Here is a 13,774-nt window from a genome sequence, read left to right on the forward strand (position 1 = left end):
GGGCCGTGCCTCAGGCACCCAGCGTCCTGCGCGTCGACGCCCCGATCAGTGCGGCCGTGCCGGCCAGTGCGGCGACGCTGGTGAGCGCCGCGGGGAGGGAGAGCCAGTCGGCCATGAAGCCGATCGCCGGGGGTCCCAGGAGCATGCCCCCGTAGCCGAACGTGGACGCGACCGCGACGCCGGACGGACCGGCCAGCACGCCGGCCCGTTCCACGGCGACCGGGAACAGGTTCGCGAGTCCGAGTCCCGTGACGGCGAAGCCCGCCAGCGCCACCCACACGGAGGGAGCGAGGGAGCCGAGCAGCATGCCCGCCGTCGCCGTGGTGCCGCCGGCGACCACCGTCCGGGTCCGGCCCAGGCGTTCCAGCAGGCTCGTGCCGCTCAGCCGGCCGATCGTCATGGCGAGCGCGAAGCAGGAGTACCCGGCCGCCGCGAGACCCGGCGACGCGCCCAGGTCCTGCTGGAGGTGCAGGGCGCCCCAGTCGGCCATGGCGCCCTCGCCGTAGGCCGTGCACAGGGCGACCAGGCCGAGGACGGCGACCACGCCGCGGGTCCGACTGCCCCCGGGGCGCCCCGGACCGCTCACAGGGGCCGGCCCGCCCGGTCGGCTCGACGGGGCCCGCCGGTCCGGCGCGGCCGGGGCCTCCTGCCGTAGCAGCGTGCGGCCGGCGACGGCTGTGACCAGCAGGGCGACGACCGTCAAGGCCAGCAGGTGCCGGGCCGGGGAGAGGGTTCCCGCGACGAGCCCGCCGACGCCCGCGCCGAGCATCCCGCCGAGGCTGAACGCCGCGTGGAAGCTCGGCATGACGGGCCTGCGCAGCGCGGCGATCAGATCCACGGCGGCGCTGTTGAACGCCACGTTGACGCCGCCGTAGGCCGCTCCGAAGAGCAGCAGCACACCGCCGAGCGCCGGTGCGGAGCGGGTGAGCGGAGGCAGCGCCACGCTGAGCGCGAGGACGGTCATCCACGCCACGGTGACCGGATGGCTGCCGTAGCGGCGGCACAGCCGTCCGGTCAGCGTCATGGTGAGCACGGCGCCCGCCGAGACGCCCAGCAGGGCGAGCCCGAGCGTGCCGGCGGATGCGTGCGTCTGCTGTTTGATGTCGGGGATGCGGACGACCCAGCCCGCGAAGACGAAGCCGTCCAGGGCGAAGAAGGCGGTGATCGCCGCCCGTAGCCGGGTGAGGCCGTTGCCCGGCACGACGCTGTGCGATCGGGTTTTGTTTATTTGCGGCACAAAAGGAGCGTAGGCGGCGCCGGAAGGTGAGGCAAGGGGGTTCCCACGGGTCCCCGGTAGGCACCCGGTGACCGCGGCCGCACGGTGCGTGGCAGCGTGCGGCGGCTTAGCGGTCCACCGCGTGCAAAGCTCGGTTAATCCTTGCTCACCTGCTGGTTGCGGGCGGATGAGCGGTCCATGATGGGCGCATGACGTTGGCCTCGCGCGCGTTCGCGCAACTGGCGACCTGGCCGGACCTGCGACAGGCCGTCCCGAGCTGTGGCCTGGGACAGGCGCTGCGCTCGGCCGACGGTGAGATAGTGCATTTCCACTCCGGCCGCGATGTCGATCTGCGGCTGACGCACCGGGCCATCCGGCGGTTCGCCGAGGATCTCAGGGGCGCGGGCGCGATCCGGATCGTGCCGGGGTCGCAGTGGGTGACGCTGCGGCTCGACGCCGCGAGCGACGTCGATCTGCTGCTGACCCTGATGAGCGTGGCGCTCCAGGCCCGGCTGAGCTGGCCCGACCCGGCCGGCGGACCGGCCGCCGGCTGCAACGACCAGCGCGGCGCGGGCTTCGTGACGGCGGAGCACAGCGGGTTCTGACACCCCGTCGGGATGTGGCGCGCCGTCGTAGAGGACCGCTCACACCGTGAGGACCCGGAGGCCCGCCTCCTCGAAGGCGCGGACCGTCTCCGGCCGCACCGCCGCGTCCGTGACGAGCGTGTCCACGGCGTCCGTCGCGCAGATCCGGGCGAACGCGCGCTGCCCCAGCTTGCTGGAGTCGGCCGCGACCACCACGCGCGCGGCACGGTCGCACAGCAGTCGGTTGATCGCCGCCTCCGCCTCGTCGTGTGCCGCCGCGCCGTGGATCGCGTCGAAGCCGACGACGCCGAGCACCGCCACGTCGAGCGTGATCTGGCCGAGCACCCCGTCCGCGAGCGGACCGATCAGCTCGTAGGACTGCGGACGCGCGACCCCGCCCGTGAGCACGATCTTGAACTGGGGGCGTACGGCCAGCTCGTTGGCGATGTTGAGCGCGTTGGTGACGATCGTCAGCGCGGGCGCACCGGTCCCGAGGTCGCCGCGAGCCGTGCCGGTGCCCAGATCCCCGCGCACGGCGAGGGCGCGGGCCACCTCCGTGGTGGTCGTGCCCCCGGTCAGCCCCACGGTCTCGCCCGGCGCGACGAGGTCCGCCACCGCCTCGGCGATCCGCTGCTTCTCGGATGCCCGGCGGGCCGTCTTGTAGCGCAGGGGCAGTTCGTACGACACCCCGTGCACCACCGCGCCGCCCCGCGTGCGCACCAGCATCTGCTGCTCGGCCAGCCGGTCGAGGTCCCGGCGGATGGTCGCCGCCGACACCGACAGCCCGGCCGCCGCCTCCTCGACGTCCAGCCGGCCGCGCTCGACGAGCAGTTCCAGCAGCGCCTTCCACCGCGCGTCCCGGGACATCCGCCACCTCCGTCTCCCCGTGCGGCGACCCTAGCGCACCACACCCCCGGAGCCGCTTGCTTGATTATGCTCGAAAGTTCGCTATATCTTGCAGGAATAATCAACATGGGGAGAGTGGGATGACGTACGTCGAGGACGAACTGAACAGCCAGCCCGAGTGCTGGACGCGTGCCGCCCAGGAGGCGGCAGGCCACGCCGGCGCGCTGCCCGCCGCGGGGGAGCGGGTCGCGATCGTCGGGTGCGGTACGTCCTACTTCATGGCGCAGTCCGCGGCCGTCCTGCGCGAGACCGCCGGGCAGGGCGAGACCGACGCGTTCGCCGCCTCCGAGTTCCCCTGCGGACGGCGCTACGACCGGGTCGTCGCCCTCACCCGCTCCGGCACCACCACCGAAGTCCTGGACCTGCTCGGCCGGTTGCAGGGCACCACCCGGACCACGGCGGTCACCGCGGACCCGGACACCCCCGTCCGGGCCGCCGCCGACGACCTCGTCGTGCTGGACTTCGCCGACGAACGCTCCGTCGTGCAGACCCGGTTCGCCACCACCGCCCTCACCCTGCTCCGCGCGCACCTCGGCCTGCACACCGACTCCGTCGTCGCCGACTGCCGTACGGCCCTGTCGAAGCCGCTGCCCGAAGGGCTCGTCGGCCGCACGCAGTTCAGCTTCCTCGGCCGCGGATGGACGGTCGGGCTGGCCAGCGAGGCCGGCCTGAAGATGCGTGAGGCCTCGCTGTCCTGGACCGAGGCGTACCCGGCCATGGAGTACCGGCACGGCCCGATCAGCGTCACCACCCGGTCCACCGCGACCTGGATGCTCGGCGAGGCACCCGACGGACTCGCCCAGCAGGTCCGCGACACCGGCGCGCTGTGGGTCGAGGGCACGCTCGACCCGCTCGCCGAACTCGTCCGCGTCCAGCGGCTCGCGGTCGCGGTGGCCGCCGCCCGCGGCCTCGACCCGGACCGCCCCCGCCACCTCACCCGCTCGGTGATCCTCGCCCCGTGACCCGCCCCGAAGGGAACCAGCCGTGCCCCTAGCGACCACCGGCGAGCTGATCACCCGGGCCGCCGAGGCCCGCTCCGCCGTCGCCGCCTTCAACATCATCACCCTGGAACACGTCGAGGCCGTCATCGCCGGCGCGGAGGCCGCCGGCGCCCCCGTGGTCCTCCAGGTCAGCGAGAACGCCGTCAAGTTCCGCTACGGCCGGCTGGCGCCCCTGGCCCGTGCCGCCGTCGCCGCCGCCGAACGGGCCGACGTGGCCGTCGCGCTGCACCTCGACCATGTGCAGAGCGACGACCTGCTGCGCCAGGCGCCCGGCGCCGGGTTCAGCTCGGTCATGTACGACGCGGCCCGCCTGCCGTACGCCGAGAACCTCGCCGCCACCCGGGCGGCCACCGACTGGGCGCACAGCCAAGGCCTGTGGATCGAGGCCGAGTTGGGGCAGGTCGGCGGCAAGGACGGCAGCCCCCCGCTCGACGCCCACGCGCCCGGCGCCCGTACCGACCCCGACCAGGGGCGGGACTTCGTCGCCCGCACCGGCGTCGACGCCCTGGCCGTGGCCATCGGCAGCGTGCACGCCATGACCACCCGCAGCGCGGCCCTCGACCACGTGCTCCTGAGGCGGCTCTCCGCCGCCCTGGGCGTCCCGCTCGTCCTGCACGGCTCCTCCGGGGTACCGGACGACGGCCTGGTCGCCGCCGTCGCCGACGGCATCGCCAAGGTCAACGTCGGCACCGCCCTGAACGTGGCCATGACCAGCGCCATCCGCACGTTCCTCGCCGCCCACCCCCAGGCCGTCGACTCCCGCAAGTACCTCAGCGTGGGCCGCGAGGCGATGGCCCAGGAGGTGACCCGGATCATCGGCGTCCTGACTACCGCCCCTTGACCGCCCGCAGTACGACGAACTTCCGGTCGCTCGCGACCAGTTCGCTGTTGCCGAACAGCCGCCTCAGCTTGACGTGGTAGCCCAGGTGCCGGTTGCCGATCACCCACAGCTCGCCGCCGGGCCGCAGCGCGCGCCGCGCGCCCGTGAACATCCGCCACGCCGCCGCGTCCGTCGTCGCCTGGTGGGAGTGGAACGGCGGGTTGTTCAGCACCAGGTCCGCACTGCCCGGCGCCACGCCGGCCAGCCCGTCCCCGACCCGGAACTCGGCGTGCCCCGGCACCCCGTTCGCCTTGTACGTCGCCTCCGCCGAAGCCACCGCCTGGAAGGACTCGTCGACGAACAGCACCTCGGCGCCCGGGTCGGCCAGCGCCATCGCCGTACCCACGACCCCGTTCCCGCACCCCAGGTCCACCACCCGGCCGGCACCCGGGCCGGCCGGCAGGTGCTGGAGGAAGAACCGGGTGCCGATGTCGAGCCGGTCGGCACAGAACACCCCCGCGTGGTTCACGACCGTACGCCCGGACGCCGGTCCGATCCCCTCCGGGAGACGGTACGTGTACGGCCACGGATTCGCGGGCCGCTCCGGCGACGGATCCGGGGTGCAGAAGATCAGCCGGGCCTTCTGCCGGGCCAGGGAGGTGCGGGTCGGACCGAGGATCCGCTCGAACAGCTGGAGCGTGGAGGTGTGGATCTCCTTCACCATCCCGGTGCCGATCACCACCGTTCCCGCGTGCACGGCGGGCGCCAGCCGCAGCAACTGGTCCTCCAGCAGCGCCAGGCTCTTCGGCACCCGCACCAGCAGGACGTCCACCCGCTCCGGCGGCGGATCCTGCGTGGTCAGCAGCCGCACCGTACCGGGCTCGGCACCGGCCCGCGCCAGGTTCGCCCGCGTCGCCTCCTGGCCCAGGAAGGAGTCGGTGACCTGGTACGGCCGGTGCGCCGCGAGCGCCGTGACCAGCGCACCCCAGCGGTCGCCGACCACCACGACCGCCCCCGACAGCGGCACGCCCTCCTCGGCGAGGTGCCCCAGCAGATACGCGTCGGAGGCATCCCAGGCGCGCAGCCGGTCCTTCGGATCCGCGGGAAACCGGGCCAGCTCGTACTCGCCCCAGGGCGTCGTCATACGGTCGTTCATCGTGCGTCCAGGCTAGCCGAGCCGCAGCTCAGCCCCGCCCGGCCGCCCCGGCGTCGGGGACGATGGAGGCATGGACGACGGTGAGCTGTTCCCCCGGACGCGGATCAGGGTCGCGGCCGGTGCCGTGCACGTCCCGGACTGGCTTGCCGCGGAGCGACAGACCGACCTGCTCGGCGCGTGCCGGGAGTGGGCACGGCCCCCGGCCGGCCTGCGCACGGTCCGCACACCCGGTGGTGGCACCATGACCGCCCGCCAGGTCTGCCTCGGCCGGCACTGGTACCCGTACGGCTACGCGCGCACGGCCGTCGACGGCGACGGCGCCCCCGTCAAGCCCTTCCCGGCCTGGCTCGGCGAACTCGGCCGCCGCGCGGTGGCCGACGCGCTCGGCCCCGAGGCGCTGCCGTCGGAGCCGTACGACATCGCGCTGATCAACTTCTACGACGGCGACGCCCGCATGGGCATGCACCGCGACAGCGACGAGGAGTCCGACGCCCCCGTGGTGTCCGTCAGCCTCGGCGACACCTGCGTGTTCCGCTTCGGCAACACACGCACGCGGACGAGGCCGTACAGGGACGTGGAGCTGCGCAGCGGCGACCTGTTCGTCTTCGGCGGCCCGGCCCGGCTCGCGTACCACGGGGTGCCGCGCGTGCTCCCGGGCACCGCACCGCCCGCGCTGGGCCTCACGGGACGGCTGAACATCACCCTCCGGGTGAGCGGGTTGTAGCCCCGCACGGCCACCGGGGTTTGCGGATCATGACAGACTCGCCTCCATGAGCGGCAAGGCGGACCCCCGGACGGCGGGGGAAGGGACCACGTCGAGGGGGCGGCTGGACCGCGGGCGCGGGGCACTCGGACCCGCGCTGGAGCTGGTGCACACCGGGCGGGCGCCGACCCGGGCCGTGCTCACCGCCGAACTCGGAGTGACCCGGGCGACGGCCGGGGCGGTCGCCGCCGAACTCGAGGCGCTCGGCCTGATCCGCGTGGACGCCCGGCCGGGCGCCGCGGCCGGCTCGCAGGGCCGCCCCTCGCACCGGCTGGAGGTCGCCGAGGACGGTCCGGTCGCGCTCGCCGCCCAGGTCCACGCCGACGGGTTCCGGGCCGCGCTCGTCGGTCTCGGCGGCCGGATCGTCGCCACCGCGCCCGGCTCCGAGACGATCGAACCCGACCCGGCGAAGGTGCTCGGCTCCGTCGTCGAGGCGGGCGCCGACCTGCTGCGCACGACCGGCCGGCGCTGCGTGGGCGCCGGACTCGCCGTGCCGTCCGCCGTCGCCGAACCCGATGGACTGGCCCTCAACCCCCTCCACCTGGCCTGGCCGGTGGGCGCCCCGGTCCGCCGGCTCTTCGCCGAGTGCGTGCGCGCCGCCGGGATCGCCGGTCCGGCGTTCGCGGGCAACGACGTCAACCTCGCCGCGCTCGCCGAACACCGGCACGGCGCCGGCCGGGGCGCCAGGGACCTGCTGTGCGTGGCCACCGGGCACCGCGGCGTCGGCGGCGCCCTGGTCCTCGACGGCCGCCTGCACACCGGCAGTTCGGGCCTCGCCCTGGAGGTCGGGCACCTCACGGTCAACCCCGAGGGCCGCCCCTGCCACTGCGGCGGCCGCGGCTGCCTGGACGTCGAAGCCGATCCCCTCGCCCTGCTCATCGAGGCCGGCCGCGCGCCGGGGCCCGAGGTGTCCCTGCTCCAGCAGGCCAACGACCTGCTGCGCACCCAGTACGCCGACCCGGCCGTCCGGCGCGCCGCCGAGGCCCTCATCGACCGCCTGGGCCTGGGCCTGGCCGGGCTGGTGAACATCCTCAACCCCGACCGCATCATCCTCGGCGGCCTGCACCGCACCCTGCTGGACGCCGACCCCGAACGGCTCCGCGCCGTCGTCGCCGACCGCAGCCTCTGGGGCCAGAGCGGCGGCGTCCCGATCCTGCCCTGCACCCTGGACCACAACAGCCTGGTCGGCGCCGCCGAACTGGCCTGGCAACCGGTCCTGGACGACCCCCTGGGAGCGCTGCGGTGAGGGCGCCGGTGGAAGTTGGGGGCGTGCCCCCGAGCGCGGACGGGGCGCGCTGGTCCGCGCGTCGGCCGAGCTGATCGTAGGTCGGCCGAGCAGATCCGGGCGTCGGCCGCGCCGGTCCGCACGCCGGCCTGAGGAGGGCTCGGGTCCGTCAGGCCCAGTCCACCCCGAGCGCCTGCCCCGGATGCACCCCGAGGATCCGGTCCACCAGTTCCGCGCCCACCGCGTCCGCCAGCCTGGGTCGCACCCGGCGCAGCAGGTACGGCATTCCGGGGCCGCCGTCGACCGAGCGGGCACCGGCGGTCACCGTGTCCCCGCCGAGCAGGAGCCGGTCGCCGAACCCGGCCTCCGCCAGGGCCCGTACGGCGTCCGGCATGCGCCAGTCGGTGGCGTGGTTCGCCCGGGACGGGCCGTCGAACGCCAGCCAGCAGCCCGACTCGGCTGCCTGTCGCTGGACGACGAGGTCGGGGGAGCGGTTGAGGTGACCGAGGATCACCCGGTGCGCCGGTACCCCCAACTCGCCGCACAGCAGGTCGAGGACGTCCAGGGCGCCGGTCCCCAGCTCCAGGTGGACGGCGATCGGAGCGCCGGTGGCGCGGTGCGCCTCGGCCGCCGCGCCCATCGTCCAGCGGGCGTGCGCGTCGAGGCCGTGGAAGCCGCCCGCCACCTTGATCAGCCCGGCCCGTACGCCGGACGTGCCGATGCCCTCGGTCAGTTCGGCGACGAACACCCCGGCCAACCGCCCGCGCAGCCCCTCCACCACCTCCGGCGGATAGTGACCTGCCTGGTGCAGCCCCGTCGCGCAGACCACGTGCACCCCGGCGGCCCGGGACAGCCGCGGCAGGTCCGCCGCCCGGCGTCCCATCCCGTACGGCGTCCACTGCACGACGGCACCGCCGCCCGCCCTCCGGAACGCGTCCAGCTCGCCCCGCGCGGCCGAGGCGTCGTTCAGCTCCTGCCCGGGCAACTGCGCGCTGCTGAGGAAGAGATGATCATGGGCGTCGCACAGGCCCAGCTCCCCGGGCCGTACGTCACCGAGGACCGTACGGACGCGTGTCACCACTGCCGGCCGCGCGGCAGGCGGTCCCGGCCGGGGGCGGAGACGTGCAGGACCTCGAAGAGGTCACCCTCGGCCTTGGGAGTGTCGTGCTCCCAGAGGGAGAAGTGCACCAGTTCCCAGCGGTGCGGATCCACCGCCGCCGCGGCGAGCACGGCACCGTCCTCGCCGGCCAGCCGGCGTGTCTCGGCGACGGCCTCCTCCATCAGCACGGCCAACTCGACGCCGTCCGGCACCGGTTGCCGCCGTCGTACGGCGGACGCCGCGCGGCCGGGTGCGCCGCGGCCCTCCTCGTGGGCGAGCCCGGTCCACTGCCGCACCGCGGGCCGTCCGAAGTCGCCGACCGGCCCCTGGAAGGCACCGCCCCACAGGAAGCGGTTCATGCCCTCCACGGTGTTCCACAGGTAGAACGGCGCGTACTGGTTCACCGGTGAGCCGTGCCTGCCGCGCTCCCGCATCAGGTAGGTCTTGAAGCCGAGACCGTCCCAGTCGTCGAGCAGATGCCCGACCCGGGCGACCCGGCCCCGGATGATGTCCATGTCGTAGTCGGCGGGGAGGGTCAACTCGTACTGCATGGCGTGCATGAAGAAGCCTTTCTCCGGGGCGGGCGGTCAACTCAGTTCGCCTGCGGGGAGGTTCGGGGCGCCAGCAGGGAGAGCAGGCCCCGGACGCCCGCGTCGAACGCGGCAGGGGAGCCGGCGGCGCGGGCCAGGACGTAGCCGCCCTGGACGGTCGCGAGGACGGCCGCGCCGATCTGGGCGCCGTCCAGATCGGGCGCGAACTGCCCCTCCCGCTTGCCCTCTTCGACGATCGCGGCGATCCGTTCGCGGATCGCCGCGATCGTCTCGTCGACCGGTGCCCGCAGCTCTTCGCTGGCGATGACGTCCGGGTCCATGGTCAGCCGGCCGATCGGGCAGCCGCGCAGCACGTCGCGCTCGCGCAGCAGATACGCCTCGATCCGCTCGTACGGCGTCCCGGGCCCGTCCAGAACTCCCTCCGCCGTGGCCCGGAGCTCTTCCGCGGTCCGGCGGATCGCCGCCAGCGCCAGATCCGGCTTGCCCTTGAAGTGGTGGTACATGCTGCCCTGGCCGGCCTCCGCGCGCTCCAGGATGGCCTTGGGGCTCGTGCCGACGTAGCCCCGCTCCCACAGCAGCTCGCGCGTGGACTCGATGAGTCGTTCCGGGGTGCTCATGCCGTCACTGTACATACTAGTAGTTACAATCCGCCAGTCCCCTGGGAGCAGCCAGGACAAAGCCATGTACTCCCCGGGAGGTACGCACGGTGCCGCCGGCCGCACGACGACCCGGACCCCCTGCCGGAGGGAGCCTCTGGACATACCCGAAGACCCTGCGGACGACGGAGATGAACCGGCATGCAGACCCTGGCGAACTGGGACGGCGGACCCGGCCCGTGGATCCTGTTCTTCCCGCTGATCTGGGCGGCCGTCGTGATCGGCGCCGTCACCCTCCTGCGCCGCACCGGCCGGCGCGGCCGGGGCGGCCCCTGGCGGACCGTGGACGGCGGCCGCCCGGCCGGCGACTCGCCGCTGGCGGTCCTCGGCCGCCGGTTCGCCTCCGGCGAGATCGACGAGGACGAGTACTGGCGCCGGCTGTCCGTCCTGGAGGAGCAGTTCGGCCGCACCGGCAAGGGCGGTGCGGCATGACCACGGAGACCGCGCTGCGGACGGCCGCCCGCGTGGCCGGCGCGGTGAAGGTGTACGGCGGTGGCGACACCGCCGTACGCGCCCTGGACGGCGTGGACGTGGACTTTCCCGCCGGCCGCTTCACCGCGATCATGGGCCCCTCGGGCTCGGGCAAGTCCACCCTCATGCACTGCGCCGCCGGCCTCGACACGCTCACCTCGGGTGCCGCCTACATCGGTGACACCGAACTGGGCGCGCTCGACGACCGCCGGCTGACCCTGCTGCGCCGCGACCGGGTCGGCTTCGTCTTCCAGGCGTTCAACCTGGTGCCGACACTGACGGTCGAGGAGAACATCACCCTGCCGCTGGACCTGGCCGGCCGGCGTGGCGACCGCGAGTGGATCGACGCGCTCGTCGACGTCGTCGGGCTGCGCGACCGGCTGCACCACCGGCCCACCGAACTCTCGGGCGGCCAGCAGCAACGCGTCGCCGTCGCCCGCGCGTTCGCCGGCCGCCCCGACGTCGTCTTCGCCGACGAGCCGACCGGCAACCTCGACTCGCGCTCCGGCCAGGAGGTCCTCGGCCTCCTCGGCCGGGCCGTACGGCGGACCGGCCGCACCGTCGTCATGGTCACCCACGACCCGGTAGCCGCCGCGCACGCGGACGAGGTGCTCTTCCTCGCCGACGGGCGGCTGGTCGACCGGATGCCGTCGCCGACCGCCGACACGGTCCTGGACCGGATGAAAGCCTTCGAGGTGCGGTCATGAACTCCTCGCTCCGCATCGGCCTCACCTCGCTGCGCACCCACCGGCGGCGCTTCGCCGGCACCTTCTTCGCCGTCTTCCTGGGCGTCGCCTTTCTGGCCGGCACCCTCGTCATGGGCGACACGCTGCTCGCCAGTTTCGACACCATGTTCGGTGAGGCCACCAGCGGCACGGACGTCGTCGTGCGCGGCGCCGACGCCATCACGACTCCGGGAGAGGCCCAGGGCGTACGACGGCCCGTCGACACGTCGCTGGTGAAGACCATCGAGGGTGTCCCGGGCGTGGCCGCCGTCGCACCGGACATCCAGGGCGCGGGCCAACTCGTCGGCTCCGACGGCAAGCCGGTCGGCGGCCAGGGCCCGCCCACCGTCGCGGGCAACTGGATCACCGACAAGCAGCTCAACCCGTACCGGCTCGCCGAGGGCCGCGCCCCCGCCCGGTCCGGCGAAGTGGTGGTCAACCGGGGTGCCGCAGCGAAGGGCGGCCTGAAGATCGGGGACACCACCACCCTGCGCACCCCGGACCCCGTACGGGTGAGGATCGTCGGTCTCGCCACCTTCGGCGGGCAGGACGGCATGGCCCAGGTGACCTACACCGGCATGACCCGGGCCGACGCAGAGAAGTACCTCACCGCGCGGCCGGGGCAGGCGGCGAGCATCGAGGTGCGGGCCGTTCCCGGCGTCGGCCCGCGGGACCTGGTGAAGCGGCTGACTCCGGTGCTGCCCGGGGGAGTCGAGGCGATCACCGGTCAGCAGGCGGCCCAGGAGAACACCGACATGATCTCCAGCCAGTTCCTGACCCTCTTCACGACCCTCCTGCTCGTCTTCTCCGGCATCGCCCTGCTCGTGGCGACCTTCTCCATCCACAACACGTTCGCCATCGTCGTCGCCCAACGCGCGCGGGAGAACGCCCTGTTGCGCGCGCTCGGCGCCTCCCGCCGACAGGTGTCCGCAGCGGCTCTCGCCGAGGCGGCCGTCGTGGCCGTCGCCGCCTCACTGGCCGGACTCGCGGGCGGCATCGGCATCGCCGCCGGCCTCCAGGCGCTCTTCCCCGCGATCGGATTCCCCTTCCCCGACGGCACCCTGGTCGTCACCGCCATGTCCATGACCCTGCCGCTCGCCGTCGGCGTGGCCGTCTGCCTGGGCTCCGCCCTGCTGCCCGCCGTACGCGCCGGACGCACCGCCCCGCTGGCGGCCCTGCGTGAGACGGCCGTCGACTCCTCCGGTGCCTCGCGCGGGCGCACGGTCACCGGCACGGCCCTCGGGGCGGCAGCCCTGCTGACGACTCTCACCGGCGTCCTGGTCACCCCGTCGGTATGGCTCGCGGCGCTCGGCGCGCTGCTCGCCCTGGCGTCCTTCGTGGTCCTCGGCCCGGTCGCCGCCTCCACCGCCGTACGACTCCTCGGCAGCCCGCTGGGCCGGCTGCGCGGGGTCACCGGCCGACTCGCCCGCCGCAACGCGCTGCGCAGCCCCCGGCGGACCGCCGCCACCGCGAGCGCGCTGATGATCGGCGTGGCCGTCGTGTCCCTGTTCACCGTGTTCGGTGCCTCGCTGAAGGCCACCATGGACCAGACGGTGTCCCGCTCCTTCGCGGGTGACGTCGCCGTCAGCGCCCCGTCCTTCGGCGCGGGCGGCAGCGGGCTCAGCCCCGAGCTGGCCCCCGCCCTGCAACGGCTGCCCCAGGTCAGTACCGCCGTCGGACTCGGCCGTGGGGTCGCGGAGGTCGACGGCCGGGGCAGGGCGCTGACCGTCACCGACCCGGCCGCGCTCGCCCGCGCCTTCGACCTCGGCACCGTCACCGGCTCCCTGCGCGACCTCGGCACCGACGGCATCGCGCTCACCCGGGCCGAGGCCGGCAAGCAGGGCCTGCGCACCGGGGACACCGCACGCCTGACCTTCACCGACGGCACCACCGAGGCGTTCACGGTCCGGGCGGTCTACGGCCAGTCGGAACTCGCCGGCGACTACGTCATCACCCGGGCCGCGTGGGCCCCGCACCGCACCCAGGACTCCGACAGGCTGGTCGCCGTCACCTTCAAGCCGGGGGTGAGCACCGACGCGGGCAAGGCCGCGGTACGCACGGTGGCCGACCGCTACGGCAGCCCCGAGGTGCAGACCCGCGAGGAGTACGCGCAGTCCTCGGCCGGCGGGATCGACATGATGCTGACGCTGGTGTACGCGCTGCTCGCCCTCGCGGTCGTCATCGCCCTGCTCGGCATCGCCAACACCCTGACCCTCGCGGTCCACGAGCGCACCCGGGAACTGGGGCTGCTGCGGGCCGTCGGCCAGACCCGCGCCCAGCTCCGTGCCATGGTCCGCTGGGAGTCGGTCCTGGTCGCCGCGTTCGGCACGGCCGGCGGGCTCGGTCTCGGCGCCTTCCTCGGCTGGGTGCTGGTACAGGCCTCCGACGGTGCGAGCGACACCGCGTTCGCCTTCGCACTGCCCCCGGCGCGCCTCGCCGTCGTAGCCCTCATCGGTCTCCTGTCCGGCGCCCTGGCAGCCCTCCGCCCGTCCCGCAGGGCGGCCCGGTTGGACGTACTCCGGGCGATCGCCACGGACTGAGGTCGCCGGGCGCCGCAGCGCACGACACGCGCGAACACCGCGTGGGTGGCGGGTGGCGTGG

At 74.3% G+C, this 13,774-nt stretch carries 14 protein-coding genes; 8 read left to right on the forward strand and 6 right to left on the reverse strand.

Annotated features, from left to right (window positions below; all coding sequences use genetic code 11):
- Positions 1-10: 10 nt before the first annotated feature.
- Positions 11-1,201, reverse strand: a complete 1,191-nt coding sequence (locus tag ABZ854_RS15055; RefSeq protein ID WP_361210048.1) for an MFS transporter — start codon at positions 1,199-1,201, stop codon at positions 11-13.
- A 224-nt stretch (positions 1,202-1,425) separates the two neighbouring features.
- Here ABZ854_RS15055 and ABZ854_RS15060 point away from each other — a divergent pair, with 224 nt between their 5' ends.
- The gene (locus ABZ854_RS15060) at positions 1,426-1,821 is read left to right on the forward strand and encodes a luciferase family protein (RefSeq protein WP_164992450.1); all 396 of its coding nucleotides are present in this window, start codon (positions 1,426-1,428) and stop codon (positions 1,819-1,821) included.
- A 39-nt stretch (positions 1,822-1,860) separates the two neighbouring features.
- Here the strand turns inward: ABZ854_RS15060 and ABZ854_RS15065 are convergent, their stop codons facing one another.
- Entirely contained in the window at positions 1,861-2,667 is an 807-nt protein-coding gene (locus tag ABZ854_RS15065) for a DeoR/GlpR family DNA-binding transcription regulator (RefSeq protein ID WP_361209800.1), read from the reverse strand.
- Positions 2,668-2,786: 119 nt separating this feature from the next.
- On the opposite strand from ABZ854_RS15065, the gene ABZ854_RS15070 reads away from it, so the two are divergent.
- Positions 2,787-3,668, forward strand: a complete 882-nt coding sequence (locus ABZ854_RS15070) for a sugar isomerase (RefSeq protein ID WP_361209803.1) — start codon at positions 2,787-2,789, stop codon at positions 3,666-3,668.
- A 22-nt stretch (positions 3,669-3,690) separates the two neighbouring features.
- Complete coding sequence (locus ABZ854_RS15075) at positions 3,691-4,548, forward strand: class II fructose-bisphosphate aldolase (protein WP_361209806.1); 858 nt, start codon at positions 3,691-3,693, stop codon at positions 4,546-4,548.
- On the opposite strand, the gene ABZ854_RS15080 is transcribed toward ABZ854_RS15075, so the two are convergent.
- Positions 4,535-5,671: a methyltransferase gene (locus ABZ854_RS15080; protein ID WP_361210050.1), complete on the reverse strand. Its 1,137-nt coding sequence runs from the start codon at positions 5,669-5,671 to the stop codon at positions 4,535-4,537. The genes ABZ854_RS15075 and ABZ854_RS15080 overlap by 14 nt on opposite strands.
- Positions 5,672-5,753: 82 nt before the next feature.
- Here ABZ854_RS15080 and ABZ854_RS15085 point away from each other — a divergent pair, with 82 nt between their 5' ends.
- Positions 5,754-6,407, forward strand: coding sequence for an alpha-ketoglutarate-dependent dioxygenase AlkB (locus tag ABZ854_RS15085; protein ID WP_361209809.1), 654 nt, complete (start codon positions 5,754-5,756; stop codon positions 6,405-6,407).
- 46 nt (positions 6,408-6,453) lie between these two features.
- Positions 6,454-7,692, forward strand: coding sequence for an ROK family protein (locus ABZ854_RS15090; protein ID WP_361209812.1), 1,239 nt, complete (start codon positions 6,454-6,456; stop codon positions 7,690-7,692).
- A gap of 148 nt (positions 7,693-7,840) precedes the next feature.
- On the opposite strand, the gene ABZ854_RS15095 is transcribed toward ABZ854_RS15090, so the two are convergent.
- The 3 genes from ABZ854_RS15095 to ABZ854_RS15105 are packed head-to-tail and all read right to left on the reverse strand — an operon-like array spanning position 7,841 to position 9,938.
- Positions 7,841-8,749, reverse strand: a complete 909-nt coding sequence (locus ABZ854_RS15095; RefSeq protein WP_361209815.1) for a phosphotriesterase — start codon at positions 8,747-8,749, stop codon at positions 7,841-7,843.
- Positions 8,746-9,330, reverse strand: coding sequence for a DUF4865 family protein (locus ABZ854_RS15100; protein ID WP_361209818.1), 585 nt, complete (start codon positions 9,328-9,330; stop codon positions 8,746-8,748). Before ABZ854_RS15100 ends, ABZ854_RS15095 begins: the two co-directional genes overlap by 4 nt.
- A gap of 32 nt (positions 9,331-9,362) precedes the next feature.
- Entirely contained in the window at positions 9,363-9,938 is a 576-nt protein-coding gene (locus tag ABZ854_RS15105; RefSeq protein WP_361209820.1) for a TetR/AcrR family transcriptional regulator, read from the reverse strand.
- Between the two features lie 180 nt (positions 9,939-10,118).
- Between ABZ854_RS15105 and ABZ854_RS15110 the strand changes: the two genes are divergently transcribed.
- Genes ABZ854_RS15110 through ABZ854_RS15120 form a run of 3 tightly spaced genes read left to right on the forward strand, consistent with a single transcriptional unit; the run spans position 10,119 to position 13,713 of the window.
- Positions 10,119-10,409, forward strand: coding sequence for an SHOCT domain-containing protein (locus ABZ854_RS15110; RefSeq protein WP_361209823.1), 291 nt, complete (start codon positions 10,119-10,121; stop codon positions 10,407-10,409).
- Positions 10,406-11,155 (forward strand): ABC transporter ATP-binding protein, encoded by a 750-nt coding sequence (locus ABZ854_RS15115; RefSeq protein WP_361209826.1) that lies wholly within the window; start codon positions 10,406-10,408, stop codon positions 11,153-11,155. The genes ABZ854_RS15110 and ABZ854_RS15115 overlap by 4 nt, the downstream gene beginning before the upstream one ends.
- Positions 11,152-13,713 (forward strand): FtsX-like permease family protein, encoded by a 2,562-nt coding sequence (locus tag ABZ854_RS15120; RefSeq protein ID WP_361209829.1) that lies wholly within the window; start codon positions 11,152-11,154, stop codon positions 13,711-13,713. Before ABZ854_RS15115 ends, ABZ854_RS15120 begins: the two co-directional genes overlap by 4 nt.
- Positions 13,714-13,774 lie beyond the last annotated feature (61 nt).

This window comes from Streptomyces sp. NPDC047028 (assembly GCF_040644095.1).
In the GTDB taxonomy this organism is placed as follows: domain Bacteria; phylum Actinomycetota; class Actinomycetes; order Streptomycetales; family Streptomycetaceae; genus Streptomyces.

Excerpts from the sequence above, each read along its gene's own strand:
- ABZ854_RS15070 (WP_361209803.1), top strand. The coding sequence starts at position 2,787 with ATGACGTACGTCGAGGACGAACTGAACAGCCAGCCCGAGTGCTGGACG.
- ABZ854_RS15105 (WP_361209820.1), bottom strand. The coding sequence starts at position 9,938 with ATGAGCACCCCGGAACGACTCATCGAGTCCACGCGCGAGCTGCTGTGG.
- ABZ854_RS15060 (WP_164992450.1), top strand. The coding sequence starts at position 1,426 with ATGACGTTGGCCTCGCGCGCGTTCGCGCAACTGGCGACCTGGCCGGAC.
- ABZ854_RS15085 (WP_361209809.1), top strand. The coding sequence starts at position 5,754 with ATGGACGACGGTGAGCTGTTCCCCCGGACGCGGATCAGGGTCGCGGCC.
- ABZ854_RS15090 (WP_361209812.1), top strand. The coding sequence starts at position 6,454 with ATGAGCGGCAAGGCGGACCCCCGGACGGCGGGGGAAGGGACCACGTCG.
- ABZ854_RS15115 (WP_361209826.1), top strand. The coding sequence starts at position 10,406 with ATGACCACGGAGACCGCGCTGCGGACGGCCGCCCGCGTGGCCGGCGCG.
- ABZ854_RS15080 (WP_361210050.1), bottom strand. The coding sequence starts at position 5,671 with ATGACGACGCCCTGGGGCGAGTACGAGCTGGCCCGGTTTCCCGCGGAT.
- ABZ854_RS15065 (WP_361209800.1), bottom strand. The coding sequence starts at position 2,667 with ATGTCCCGGGACGCGCGGTGGAAGGCGCTGCTGGAACTGCTCGTCGAG.
- ABZ854_RS15120 (WP_361209829.1), top strand. The coding sequence starts at position 11,152 with ATGAACTCCTCGCTCCGCATCGGCCTCACCTCGCTGCGCACCCACCGG.
- ABZ854_RS15100 (WP_361209818.1), bottom strand. The coding sequence starts at position 9,330 with ATGCACGCCATGCAGTACGAGTTGACCCTCCCCGCCGACTACGACATG.
- ABZ854_RS15110 (WP_361209823.1), top strand. The coding sequence starts at position 10,119 with ATGCAGACCCTGGCGAACTGGGACGGCGGACCCGGCCCGTGGATCCTG.